Origin of the sequence: Mesorhizobium sp. M1066 (genome assembly GCF_040318635.1) — a bacterium.
Classification (GTDB): domain Bacteria; phylum Pseudomonadota; class Alphaproteobacteria; order Rhizobiales; family Rhizobiaceae; genus Mesorhizobium.
In genome coordinates this window covers 279,553-291,929 of the sequence record NZ_JAMYMR010000004.1, presented here as the reverse complement: position 1 = coordinate 291,929, position 12,377 = coordinate 279,553, and the positions used below count along the sequence as shown (strand labels likewise).

At 58.3% G+C, this 12,377-nt stretch carries 15 protein-coding genes and 2 pseudogenes; 11 read left to right on the top strand and 6 right to left on the bottom strand.

All coding sequences use genetic code 11. From position 1 onward, the window contains the following. Nucleotide 1: 1 nt before the first annotated feature. Nucleotides 2-223 carry a DUF2274 domain-containing protein gene (locus NKH52_RS09305; protein ID WP_352729715.1) on the top strand — a complete coding sequence of 74 codons (222 nt, stop codon included), beginning with the start codon at nucleotides 2-4 and terminating at the stop codon, nucleotides 221-223. Nucleotides 224-554: 331 nt separating this feature from the next. On the opposite strand, the gene NKH52_RS09300 is transcribed toward NKH52_RS09305, so the two are convergent. From NKH52_RS09300 to NKH52_RS09275, 6 genes are all read right to left on the bottom strand, one after another. Beyond that, nucleotides 555-1,085: a nuclear transport factor 2 family protein gene (locus NKH52_RS09300; RefSeq protein WP_352729713.1), complete on the bottom strand. Its 531-nt coding sequence runs from the start codon at nucleotides 1,083-1,085 to the stop codon at nucleotides 555-557. Between the two features lie 195 nt (nucleotides 1,086-1,280). Beyond that, a complete protein-coding gene (locus NKH52_RS09295; protein WP_352729711.1) occupies nucleotides 1,281-1,652 on the bottom strand; it encodes a DUF1330 domain-containing protein in 372 nt (123 codons plus the stop codon). 46 nt (nucleotides 1,653-1,698) lie between these two features. After that, on the bottom strand, nucleotides 1,699-2,415 hold the full coding sequence (locus tag NKH52_RS09290) for a helix-turn-helix transcriptional regulator (RefSeq protein WP_352729709.1): 717 nt from the start codon (nucleotides 2,413-2,415) through the stop codon (nucleotides 1,699-1,701). A 126-nt stretch (nucleotides 2,416-2,541) separates the two neighbouring features. Further along, a complete protein-coding gene (locus tag NKH52_RS09285; protein ID WP_352729707.1) occupies nucleotides 2,542-2,685 on the bottom strand; it encodes a hypothetical protein in 144 nt (47 codons plus the stop codon). A gap of 26 nt (nucleotides 2,686-2,711) precedes the next feature. Continuing rightward, nucleotides 2,712-3,623, bottom strand: a complete 912-nt coding sequence (locus NKH52_RS09280) for a LysR family transcriptional regulator (protein WP_352729705.1) — start codon at nucleotides 3,621-3,623, stop codon at nucleotides 2,712-2,714. 176 nt (nucleotides 3,624-3,799) lie between these two features. Next, nucleotides 3,800-4,543 carry an SDR family NAD(P)-dependent oxidoreductase gene (locus tag NKH52_RS09275; protein WP_352729703.1) on the bottom strand — a complete coding sequence of 248 codons (744 nt, stop codon included), beginning with the start codon at nucleotides 4,541-4,543 and terminating at the stop codon, nucleotides 3,800-3,802. A 92-nt stretch (nucleotides 4,544-4,635) separates the two neighbouring features. On the opposite strand from NKH52_RS09275, the gene NKH52_RS09270 reads away from it, so the two are divergent. From NKH52_RS09270 to NKH52_RS09225, 10 genes and pseudogenes are all read left to right on the top strand, one after another. Next, a complete protein-coding gene (locus NKH52_RS09270) occupies nucleotides 4,636-5,190 on the top strand; it encodes a TetR/AcrR family transcriptional regulator (protein ID WP_352729701.1) in 555 nt (184 codons plus the stop codon). Nucleotides 5,191-5,207: 17 nt separating this feature from the next. Further along, nucleotides 5,208-6,347, top strand: a complete 1,140-nt coding sequence (locus tag NKH52_RS09265; protein ID WP_352729699.1) for an epoxide hydrolase family protein — start codon at nucleotides 5,208-5,210, stop codon at nucleotides 6,345-6,347. Nucleotides 6,348-6,458: 111 nt separating this feature from the next. Further along, on the top strand, nucleotides 6,459-6,860 hold the full coding sequence (locus tag NKH52_RS09260; protein WP_352729697.1) for an ester cyclase: 402 nt from the start codon (nucleotides 6,459-6,461) through the stop codon (nucleotides 6,858-6,860). Nucleotides 6,861-7,170: 310 nt separating this feature from the next. After that, nucleotides 7,171-7,395 (top strand): annotated as a pseudogene (locus NKH52_RS09255) (DUF2274 domain-containing protein). A 374-nt stretch (nucleotides 7,396-7,769) separates the two neighbouring features. Continuing rightward, nucleotides 7,770-8,000, top strand: a complete 231-nt coding sequence (locus NKH52_RS09250) for a helix-turn-helix transcriptional regulator (protein WP_352729812.1) — start codon at nucleotides 7,770-7,772, stop codon at nucleotides 7,998-8,000. 103 nt (nucleotides 8,001-8,103) lie between these two features. Continuing rightward, a pseudogene (locus NKH52_RS09245) lies at nucleotides 8,104-8,268 on the top strand (JAB domain-containing protein); the annotation flags it as partial. 255 nt (nucleotides 8,269-8,523) lie between these two features. Continuing rightward, entirely contained in the window at nucleotides 8,524-9,705 is a 1,182-nt protein-coding gene (locus NKH52_RS09240) for a carbohydrate kinase family protein (RefSeq protein ID WP_352729695.1), read from the top strand. Between the two features lie 73 nt (nucleotides 9,706-9,778). After that, nucleotides 9,779-10,552 (top strand): glutamine amidotransferase, encoded by a 774-nt coding sequence (locus tag NKH52_RS09235; RefSeq protein WP_023810450.1) that lies wholly within the window; start codon nucleotides 9,779-9,781, stop codon nucleotides 10,550-10,552. A gap of 28 nt (nucleotides 10,553-10,580) precedes the next feature. Then, entirely contained in the window at nucleotides 10,581-11,351 is a 771-nt protein-coding gene (locus tag NKH52_RS09230; RefSeq protein ID WP_352729693.1) for an ATP-binding cassette domain-containing protein, read from the top strand. A gap of 33 nt (nucleotides 11,352-11,384) precedes the next feature. Continuing rightward, nucleotides 11,385-12,371, top strand: a complete 987-nt coding sequence (locus tag NKH52_RS09225) for an autoinducer 2 ABC transporter substrate-binding protein (protein ID WP_352729691.1) — start codon at nucleotides 11,385-11,387, stop codon at nucleotides 12,369-12,371. Nucleotides 12,372-12,377: the final 6 nt, after the last annotated feature.

Below are 12,377 nucleotides of genomic sequence, written 5' to 3'. Positions count from 1 at the left end.
CATGACCAAGCTCAAGCTCGGTGCGATCGTTGACGACAAGCCGATCAAACTGACTATCGAATTGCCGGCGCTGCTGCACCGAGATCTCGTCGCCTACGCCGAGGTCCTGGCTCGCGAAACTGGGCAGTCGGTTACTGATCCGGCGAAGCTGATCGCGCCGATGGTTCAGCGCTTCATCGCTACCGATCGCGGCTTTGCGAAGGCGCGACGGCAATCCTCGTGACGACCATCGAGTCCTTAGATTTTACAACTTCAGAGCGGTCGCTGGGATCTTTGCCTTCGTCTTCAAGCGCCGCTCAAGACTCATGTCGATCAAGAATTTGAGCGCTGGATTCTGATTGGTCTTAGGCCAGACGGCGCTGAACAAAAACGCATCTTCGCTGCTGAAACACTTCGAACAGCCTCCGAGAGGCGTCGAAGGGTCAAGAATATCGCCAGTTACGGCGATTGCTCCCGAGGGGCAGGGTTCCCCTGCCCGCAGCAGCAGCCGGCAGGCAAGTCCTGCTTCTGTTCAACCGTCAACAGAGCGACTGCCAAATCCAGTTTCATAGACATTATTTTGGATTTTTTTCAGACGGCGCAAAGGTAATGATTTTGGAGATCTGTCCGTTGCGATCGACTGTGATTTGGTCGCCTCCGCGAGCAAACTCCTTGCCATCGGCCTGGATGATAACCCAGGTCAATAGAGCGACATTGTGGTGCGCGGATACATCGCCGATTTCAAAATGCCCACCCGGGAATCTCTCATGGAACGTGGCCATGTCTTCGATGACCAGCGATCGACCGGTGGACAGGTCATGTCTGGCAGTTTGGTATTCAATGGTCTCGCTCAAAACCTCGTTGGCGATTTTCAAGCGTTCCTCGATCGAGGTCGTATTCCATGCGCTGATATATTTCTGGTACAGCGTCCAGGCTTCTTGATTGGTCATAACTAACCCTTCTTTTTTCGCCGGAGCCGGCGCCGACGCTGCTTGCGCAGAAGCCGGGACCGGTAAAGCCAGCAAACTTGTTAAGATAACCGCGTAAGGCAGGATTGCGCTGCCGCGCCGACGCGCTGCCATCGCGTTCGAACGGAAGAAGACCATCTATCTTTCCTCATGGAGCTAGGAGAGATCACGTCCGTCAGTTTATAATTCTTCGCCCTGCCAGAAAGTGTCAGCAACGATCGTGCTACCGCCACTGCCTGGCGATGAATTGGTGTGCGTCGGGATGCAGTCCGAAGGCCATGTTCGAAGGGCCACCGTGCACACTCGATCAGCGCAACACTCCGAAACGTCGCTTCACATCAGTTGGTCAGAATGCTTCAGAGGTTGCAGCACGATATCGGCGATGGCTGCAACTCCGACCTTGAACGCCTCCTGATATGCCGGGTCACCAACCATATCCTTGAACGCGGACCGGCGCGGGTATTGAACGAGCACGACAGCATCCCAACCTTGTTCTTGCCCCGTCGTGAGCACCGGCAGGCCATCGCCGCCGAACAGGATTTTCGCGCCGAAACGGGCAAGTATCGGCTTCGCCATCTCTAGGTATTCAAGATACCTTGCTCGTCCCTCGTCGGGCTTGAGCTTGATTAGGTTCAACATCACGACCGCTGTATCATCATGTTCGGCCAGGAAGGCATTGAACACGTCGGGTGAAAACGAAACCATCTCATACTCCTCTCGGAACGCCCGCTACGAGAGCGACTGCACATCACTAGCCCGTCGATGTGTCAGAAACTGTCAGGATCGCGCGCCAATCGCGGTCCTGCTGCCGCCATCGCGTGATGATCGATTGACGTCGGCCTGGATAGCGGTCCTCCAAGATCGCCCGTACGCGCACCCGGTCGACACGGAAGTGACGGAAGGCCGATCGGTCTTCGCACCAGGCTGCGACGATGCGGACATCGTCGAAATATACGATGGCGATCGGCCAAATGGTGCGGTCCGATAGCGCGCCCTGGGCGTCTTCGTAACTGATCGCGACCTTGCGTTGCCGGCGGATAGCGTCTCGCAGTAAAGCGGTCTGCGGCGGATCCACGCGCTCCGACACGGAAGCCGGCGCGACGAGAGTCGGCGTATCGCTGTTCTTCGAGCCGCTATTCTTGGCCGATAATATCTTGGCCAACGCACTTTCACTGGATTGTGCCAAGGCCTGATCGGCCCGCTGCTGGACCCAGCCCAGACCGAGGATCAGCGCGTCAAGCTCGTCCGGCGAAAAGGCGAACTCGGGTAGGAAGAAGCCCGCTCGCAACTCATAACCGACGCCCGCCTGCCCTTCTATAGGTGCTCCCAGCGATCGTAAGGTTTCGATATCTCGATAGATGCTTCGCTGCGAGATCCCGAGTTCACGTGCCAGATCGAGGGCAGAAACCGGCATCCTGCGTGCGCGCAGGATGCCGATCAGTTCGAGCAGGCGGCCCGTTCTCGACATGTATAGGATTCCTCGCGAACGCGTTTGGCGGCAACAGGGGCATTGGTTTGGACCTTGCACCGGGCTTTGGCACTATCTGGTAACGGATCGCAGTGCCAAAAAGTGTCAGGAGCGAAACGCCGCGTTTTAGGCGCTTTCTCGCCAGGCGGCGATGATGTTTTCTGCTGGGGCCAAGCTGACCACCATATTACATACTGGATCGAGCAGATCACCTCCACCTTGGTCAATGAAGCCGTCTTTGCGTAAAGCCGGAAACCCGACTTCAGGCATTTCTGCAGTCCGGCTTTGCGGACTACTCAACGCGTGCCGCTTCTACGCGCGTGGTCGAGACTCATCTCGATCAGTAATTTGAGGGCTGGATTGTGGTTGGTCTCAGACCAGACGACGCTGTAGGAAATCGTATCTTCGTCACTGATGATGGGAACAAAGCGAACACCCGGGTAACCGATGAGAGCTGTCGAATTCGTGGTCACAGTTATGCCAAAGCCCTGCGCGACCATGTTCAGGAGGTTGTCGCAGCCGACGCGTTGAACTGACACCCTCGGACGAATTCCGCGATCAGACAGATGCCGCATTAAATAATCTTCGATCTCGGGTCCTGCTGCGTCTGCCGTGACGAGGAATGTTTCGCGCTTTACATCGTCCCACGAGGCTGCATCGGAAAGAGCAACTACATGGGGCTCGGGAACCGCGACATAGATCTTCTCGCCCCACAGCCTTTCCGCTCGGCACCCGGGCAGTCGTGGATCTCCCGGCACGAAGGCCGCGTCGAGCCTGCTGCTGAGCAACGCGCGGGCGCTTATTTGCGAGGCTGCCTCTTCGAAAAACACATCGATAGCCGGATAGCGGTGATGATAAGCTGCAAGCAACTCGGCCAGAAAGCCGTTGGCTAAGTAGGCTGTTAGCCCGACGCGAAGAACCCCTGTAGAGCCGCGCTTGGCCTGAACTACCGAATCTACAGCTTGGTGAAGATGTCTCGCGCCTATCACGGCTTCCTTGAGAAAACGTTCCCCAGCAAGGGTTACGCGAGCACCGGACCTATGCCGCTCAAACAGCGCCACACCGATACGCCTTTCCAACAGCTGAATGCGCCGACTAACAGTAGACTGTGACACCGACAACATTTCTGCGGTGCGCCGAAAACTGCCGGTCTCGGAAACAAGAACTGCATAACGCAGATAGCGCAAGTCATAGGTGATATCCGGCACCGTCAACTCCTCCCCGAGAACCCGGCATTCACGGCGGCGCTCGTTAATCTGCGCAAAAGCGGATCGAGGCCTGTAAGCATAACCTCTATACAGCAGAGGCATCTCGTGGATCGCCGGATGGCCGATTTTGTCACTGGTTCTTCAGGAGCCGCGAGAATGGAACTCGTTCGGCGCTTTCAGACTGCTACGAATCCACCATCGACCAGCAGCTCTTCGCCACCGACGAAGCTGCCTTCTTCAGATGCGAGAAACAGCACCGCGTTGGCAATTTCTTCGGTCCGGGCGAGCCTGCCGAACGGAATAGCCTGCTGCATCCATTCCTCAGCGCCAGCATTGTTCTGCAGATAGGTCTGCATCGCCGGGGTCAGGACCATGCCCGGTGAAACAACATTCACACGGATACCCCGGCTTTTCAGATCCGTCGTCCACGTCCGTGCCAGTGAGCGGATCGCCGCCTTTGTAGCGCTGTATATGGATAGATTGGCAAAGCCCTTGCTACCAGCGCCCGAACCAGTCAGCACAACGGCACCACCAGCAGACATTAATGGCAAAGCCTTCTGCACTGTGAAAACGGTGCCTTTCACATTAATCGAAAATACGCGGTCGAAATGGTCTTCCTCAATGCTGCCTATTGGGGCGGATTCAGACACGCCAGCATTAGCGAAGACCACGTCCACGCGACCATGGTCGCGCGCAATTTGTGCATACAGCCTATCGAGGTCGGCAAGATCGCTGACATCGCCTTGAACACCAACCGCACCGCTACCGATTTCCTTGACCGCCTCGTCCAACCGCTCTTGTCGACGTCCCGTGATATATACACGGGCACCCTGCGCTGCGAACGACCTAGCCGTTGTCAGCCCGATGCCGTCCGTTCCGCCCGTGATCACCACAACCTTGTCATCAAACCGCTTTGCCATGTCACGCGCTCGCTTTTTTACTAAGTGGAGGATTGCTCCATTTCGTATATGGAGATATCCTCCACTTAACAAGCCGTGACGAGGAAATTTTTTTGGCTGACGAGAGTCCATTGCGAGCCGATGCGCAGCGAAACCGGGAGCGAATCCTCGCCGCAGCAGAGGAAGTATTTCTCGAGAAGGGTGCCGGCGTTTCGTTAGACGATGTCGCAAGGCGTGCTGGGGTGGGGATCGGAACGCTGTATCGACGCTTTCCGACGCGCGAAGAACTCTTAGCCGCAGCATATAGCGCCAGATTCTTGGCTTTTGCTCAGCAAAGCCGTGCCAGAGATGCTGATCTTGATCCCGTAAGCAGCCTGCGTGCGTATCTTGAAGAGCTCGTCCGATACTCGAATGTATATCGTGGCTTTGCGACAGTGCTCGGGACAGTTCTACAACTTGGGACGGCTGGATGTCTCGCGACAAGCGAAGAAGGCGCGCGACTTTTACAGAACGCGCAGAATTCCGGTCTGGTTCGATCTGATATCAGCTTCGACGATATAGTGTGCGTCGCGACCGCAGTTTCGCTTGCAACTGAGCATGAGAGCTTACCGCAACCGCATATCGCTCGTTTGGTAGATGTATTCATGAATGGAATTGGAACAGTCTAAGCAGAAAGGAGACTGAAATGGCGACACCTTTTACAATCCATATTCCTGACGATCGGCTTACCGAGATCAGGCGCAAGGTTGAAGCTTATGATTGGGATCAACTGCCCGACGCCGGCGGCTGGAAATCCGGCGTAGGCAAGGCGGATCTCCGGCGGCTTGTTAGGTTCTGGCTCGACCATTTTGACTGGCGCAACGTGGAGCGTCGGTTGAACCGGCTCCCTAACTTCACCACCGAGATAGACGGTCAACCCCTTCATTTCATTCATATACTTGGGGATGGCACCAAACCACCACTCCTTCTCTTACACGGTTGGCCCGGCTCCTTCATCGAGTTTGAGCAGATGGTCGATGCGCTTGTGGAAGATGGACATGACGTAATCGTGCCGTCGCTGCCGGGCTTCGCCTTCTCCACCCCAATTACTGGCGTGCTGGGTCCGATCCGGATCGCAGAAATAATGCTCCAACTCATGGCTGAGCTAATCGGAGAGACCCGCTACTTTGTGCAGGGAGGGGATTGGGGCGCAGGCATTGCGACTCGAATGGCTTACGCCCGTCCGCAAGCGTTGCTCGGCATCCACCTCAACATGGTCCCAATCGCGGCCGCCGACGTAAGTCCGACGACATCTGCGGAGAAGGACTGGCAGGCTCGCTTCGCTGAGAATGCCGATCGCGAGAGAGGCTACAGCCATGAGCAAGGGACACGCCCCCAAACTCTAGGCGTCGCGTTGGCTGACAGCCCAGTAGGTGCTGCTGCGTGGATTCTCGAAAAATTCGGCGTCTGGTCCGACCTACCCAAGCGAGATGATGGTAGCCCCGATCTATGGGCGCGCTTCTCAGAAGAAGAATTGCTGACCAATATTATGCTCTACGTGGCACCCGCTGCGGTCGTGACCGCAACGTGGATCTACCAAGGCCAACGCGAGGACGGCGCGGACAAGGTGCCGGCGGGCACGCGGGTGGAAGTGCCCACAGGCGTAGCCGCATTCCCCGACCCTGTGTTCATACCTCCGCCGCGATCCTACGCCGAGAAGACGTACAATATCGTGCGCTGGACTGACATGCCTAAGGGTGGTCACTTCGCAGCGATGGAGGAGCCGGAACTAATGCTCTCGGAACTGCGTGCCTTCATCGCGGGCGTCCAGGAGCATCGTCGCTGAGACTGGTGACCTCACCACCGGGCTCGCTGCTCGCTCCTTGCGGCAGAGTATTTTCAATACCCGAAGGGCGCGCCATTTAAAACGTCGCGCGACGCCCATGCGAGGACCGCCATGACCACAGAGCTTTCAAATATTTACCGTGACTACATCGCCTGCCTCAACATGCAAGACTGGGATAGTCTTGGGCGCTTCGTCCAAGATGATGTTCGTCACAACAGCGCTACGCTTGGCCTGAATGGATACCGACGAATGCTCGAAGACAATTTCGAGCAAATACCGGATCTCTTTTTTGACATTGATATCCTCGTTGTCCAACTTTCACACGTCGCAGCGAGGCTGTGGTTCGATGTGACGCCGAAAGGGGAATTTCTTGGGCTGCCTGTGAATGGTCAAAAGGTGGCCTTCGCGGAGAACGTCTTCTACGAATTCCGAGGGGGCCGTATCCAAGAGGTTTGGTCGGTCATCGACAAAGCCGTCATTGAGAACCAACTTAGACAAGTCCGGGCAATCTAACCGGCGCGGGACCCAGCTTAAACGCTTGAAAGGCGGTTTGATCGGAATCGAACCGCCACTCCTTGCTAAGCGAGATTTTTTGGAGGGGCGGCGTTTACTGACCGCCGCGCCGTGCTGTAGTCCGATGCCTCAACAATTCGCGCTTTCCTTTCACGACGATCGTGATGTCGAGCATCTGGCGGGATAGTGTACAAAGCCCTCTTGTCCCCGATGCTTTGATACAGCCGTCCGGCCGCACCGCGACGATCGATGTGAAATTCCGACGCATGCGAGCCGCGCATCAGATCGAACAGGGTCAACATCGCGCCGGATGAAGAGCGCAAGGGGATGTTCGCATCCGGTCTCCCGGCTGACTCTCGAGATACCGGCGCTGCTTCACCGGGATCTGGTCGCCTAGGCGGCGCTCTCGGTCCGCGAGACCAGACAACCGGCGACCGATCCAGCAAAGCTGATCGCGCCCATGGTGCAGCGTTTCATTGCCTCAGATCGCGGCTTCGCGAAAGCGCGGATACCGATACGTCGTTCTAACAGTTGAACCCGCCGGCTGACGGGAGCCTGACTACACGGTGAGCAGTCTGTTCAGAACGGCATGACCGTGAACGACGCAGTCAGTATCTCGGTCCCGACGGACGTCGCTCGACATTAGACGATTGGTTATCCGACACCTGGCACTCTCGAGAAAGGCAGCGCAGTCAACCCCGCCTATGTGGCCTCTTTGGTATCCGTTTCTACGACACCCGCTTCTGGCGTCTTCCGCCGGGTTGAATTGCGCAGCATGTATGTACGTGCGGAAGCGGGAGGCACCGGGCGCGCGAAACAAAGACCCGAAGCGAGCCTCGACAGACTGCCGCGATGATCAACTCAAGACACGGCGACACGGCCTTGGCCGTGCTGCCGAAGGAGGCGGTAGTGGCAGACAGCATATTCCTTACGCCCGACGAGGTAGCTGAACGCTACCGGGGCGGCATTTCGGTTGGGACGCTTCGAAACTGGCGCGCGATGCGTCTTGGCCCGTCCTTCGTCAAAATTGGGAAGGCCGTGCTCTACCCGCTCGACGAGCTTGATGCATGGGATGAAAAGAATAAGGTGCAGTGCCGTGCATCCAAGGGACTCGGCGAGCACAGGGGTGATCAGGCGTGATGGTCACGTTCGGGCATGATCAACCGCTCCCAGTCTCCAGCACCAGCCCTCGTTTTATTTCGGATTCCATTATAAAAATCAACGGCTTAGGATGCTGCAAGGTATGGTCCACAATCACCCGTCAGGCGACCCCACACCCTCACGAGCCGATATCGAAATGACGAAGGAGATCATCGAGGCGGGCAAGCGGCTTGGCATCGCGGTGCACGACCACATCATCATCGGGCGGAAGGGATATGCCAGCATGAAGGGCCTGTTGCTGATCTGACGGGCCGGGGGCATGCCACGCCCGGCCGATCAAGCCGGGCCATCGAATGAAGTGCAGGAAATTCGCTTGCACAATCTTTTGCCAAAAAATTTGAAAATTGTTCAATCTTGGAAAGAGGAGCCCAGTATCCGTTCTATTTCTGGATTAATCTTCCAATCTAGAAGAATCCTCTCTTTGATTTTTAGAAGATAATTCCGTTGAGGCATCGCATTTTCGCTGCTACCGTTTTGAAACGCTTCAATTGGAACTCCGCCATTGCAACGCAAGCGCCCGACCATAGCGGATGTCGCACGAACCGCCGGTGTCTCCATCGGCACGGTGTCGAACTTCATCAATGGAACGGCCAGCCTGAGGGAAGGCACGCGCGACCGCATCGAGAAGGCGGTTGCCGCGCTGATGTATCGGCCGAGCTCCTTTGCGCGCTCACTGCCGGGCCGCGCACCACGCAGGCCAAAGAATCTCGACCATCTGCCAAGACTTCTGGTCGCCGGTAGGGTGAGTGTCGACTTCCTGTGCCGCGTCGACGTGCTGCCGCATCGCGACGACCGGATCACCGCCAGCCACATCGACAAGGCGTTGGGTGGCCCCGCGGCCAATCTCGCGGTTGCCGCCGCCGGCATCGGAGCTCCCTACGCGCTGGACGTTGAGCTGGCGACAGCGGTCGGCCAGGATCCAGAGAGCGATTGGGCGCTCGGCGCGCTTTCGAAATTGGGTGTCCACGCCTTGCCGATCCGCAACACGCCCAACAACCGCCTCTCCCAGGCGATCGTGATCATCGAGCGCAACGGCAGCCGGACGATCATCAGCGAACCGTTCGAGCTTGGCGAGGTCGACCTGACAGCCAATCTGGATATCCAGCCCGAGCAACGTTCGGCCTGCCTTCATATCGAAGGCTTTCACTACGAGACGATGACCGCGTCCATCGCGCGCTTTCATCAGGCGGGCTGGAAGGTGAGCCTGCATTCGGCCGGTCTTCCCAAAAGCGCCCGCACGCCGGAAACCTTCTCGCAGATGGTCAAACAGATCGATCTGACCTTCATCAACGATGTGATGATACGGGAGATCTTCGGCTTTCGCAGCCGCATGGCGACGACGATCGAAGAGGTGCGGCTGATGCTGTCACGCATCAAACAACGGGGAACGGTCGTGCTCACCCTCGGCGAGTTCGGCGCCGTCGTTTTTCCGGCGAATGGCGGTCCGCAGATCGAGGTGCCGGCGCTGCCGGTCAATCGCGTCGACGCGACGGGCGCCGGCGACAGCTTTGCCGGCATCTTCCTTGCCCTTTGGCTGCATGGCGCGTCGCTGGGCGACGCCGCGCGCTATGCGGCAATCGGGGCGAGCCTGACGACAACGGTCGAAGGCGCGCAGGGTTACATCGCAGACTTTGCCACGCTGAAGGCTGCGGCCCTGGCGAACAATGCCGTGATGGCCAGTTGAAACAAATGGCTTATCGACGTTTCGACCTGGCGCGGAAAACCGCATCAACCGACGAAATCAGGAGAGTATGATCATGGCGAAAACAAAAGTCCTTCTTGTCGGCGAAAGCTGGGTGAGTTCGGCGACCCACTACAAGGGGTTCGACCAGTTCGGCAGCGTCACCTTTCACCTGGGCGCAACACCCCTGGTGGACGCCTTGAAGGGCAGCGAATTCGATCTCGACTACATGCCCGCCCACGAGGCCGTCGAGAAGCTGCCTTTCACCATGGAAGGGCTGTCGCAATACAGGGCGATCATCCTGTCCGACATTGGCGCGAATTCGCTCCTGCTCCACCCCGATGTCTGGCTCCACGGCAAAACGGTTCCCAATCGGCTCAAGCTGCTGCGCGACTGGACGCTGGCCGGCGGCGGCCTGATCATGATCGGCGGCTATTTCAGCTTCCAGGGCATTGACGGCAAGGCGCGCTGGCATCGCACGGCGGTCGAGGAGGCGCTGCCGGTGACCTGCCTTCCCAATGATGACCGGCTCGAAATTCCGGAGGGCTTTCGTCCTGAGATCACTGGTTCCAGAGACCACCCGCTTTTTGCCGGCATCGAGGGCGAATGGCCGCTGCTGCTCGGTGCCAACGAGGTCATCGCCCGTGATCGCGACGATGTCGAGGTCCTGGCGCGGCTGCCGCAGGACCAGGGCGGTCATCCCCTGCTGGTCACCGGGCGCCATGGCGAAGGGCGTACGCTGGTCTGGACGTCGGACATCGGTCCTCACTGGCTGCCGAACAGTTTTGTCGAATGGCCTGGCTACGCGCGGCTTTGGACCAACGTGCTGCGCTGGGTCAGCAACGCCTAGCCGATCCGCAATCGTCGGGGAACCCGTCATGACAGAGACCTTTCTTGTCGCCAGAAACATCGCCAAGCGCTTCGGCGCTCTCACCGCGCTGGCAAATGTCGATCTGGAGATCCGCTCCGGCGAGGTGCTGGCGCTTCTCGGCGATAATGGCGCCGGCAAATCGACCTTCATCAAGATCCTGGCAGGCGCTCATCCGCCCAGTGGTGGGGAGCTTGTGATCGAGGGCAATCCGGTCGCCTTTCACTCGCCCAAGGATGCCGCGGCATCGGGGATCGCGACGATCTTTCAGGAACTGGCGCTTTCGGAGAACCTGTCGATCGCAGAAAACGTCTTTCTCGGCCGTGAATTGAAACGCTCCATTTTGGGCATTCCGTTCCTGAAGCGCAAAGAAATGCGCCAGCGCGTCGACGGCCTGCTGAAGGAGCTCGATGCTCATATTTCCGATCCAGAAGCGCCTGTTGGCAGTCTGTCAGGCGGCCAACGCCAGGCCGTCGCAATCTGCCGGGCGCTCAATCTGAATGCCAGGCTGGTTATCATGGATGAGCCGACTGCGGCCCTTGCCGTTGCCGAAACGCGCAAGGTCCTGGCGCTGACACGGCGGCTTGCCGCGCGCGGCTGTGCCGTTGTGCTCATCAGCCACAACATTTCCGAGGTCTTCGAGGTCGCCGACCGCATCGTGGTGTTCCGGCGCGGCCGCAAGGTGGCCGAACGGCTGGCCGCCGATACCGATCACGAGGAAGTCGTTTCGCTCATAACAGGCGCTCATCCCGACGTGCGGGCGCATGAAAAAACAAACTGAAACGCACGTCATTTCCAGAGAGGTTCAAACACAATGCTTTCACAGCTCAAGAAAGTGCTCGCCGCTTCCGCACTGTCACTCGCCATTGCAACCGCGGCGCATGCCGCGGACAAACACAAGGTCGCCTTCGTTCCGCAATTGATCGGCATCCCTTACTTCAACGCCATGGAAGCCGGCGGTAATCGCGCCGCCAAGGACCTGGGCGTCGATTTCATCTATTCCGGTCCCGTCGACACCAATCCGGTCGACCAGTTGCAAATCGTCCAGAACCTGATCGATCAGGGCGTCGAGGCGATCTCGGTCAGCGTCCTCGATGCCTCCAGCATCGCACCCGTGGTCGAGAGCGCCAAGACGAAAGGCATCAAGCTGTTCACCAGTGACAGCGACGCGCCCGACAGCGGCCGCGCCGTCTATGTGGCGCAGGCGACCGACGAAGGCCTCGGCACAACCATTGTCGACGAACTCGTCAAGCGCGTCGGCGAGGACGCAACCATCGGCATCGTCTCCGGCGAGGCAACGGCGTCCAATCTCAACGCCTGGATCGGCTTCATGCAGAAGCAAGCCACCGCCAAATATCCGAAGCTGAAGCTGCTCGCGCCGCAATTCGCCGGCGGCACCGCCGAACGCGCCGCGCAAATATCAGGCGATCTGATGGCGGCCAACCCGGACATCAAGGCCATCATCGCCGTCGCCTCCTCGACATGCCCGGGCGTAGCCCAGGCCATCGAAACCGCAGGCAAGATCGGCTCGGTCATCGGTGCCGGCTATTGCAGCCCGAACACGGCACGGTCCTACCTGAAGAGCGGAGCCTTCGGCTTCACCGTGCTCTGGGATCCCGAGCAACTCGGCTATCTCACGGTCTGGGCCGGCAAACAGCTGATCGACGGCAAGAGCTTCGAAGCGGAAAACAAGGTCGCCGGCCTGGAAAAGCCCGTCACCTATGATGCCGCCAAGGGCATTTTGCTTCTCGGGCCACCGGCTGTCTTCACCAAGGACAATGTCGACAAGTTCAACTTCTGAGCTCCG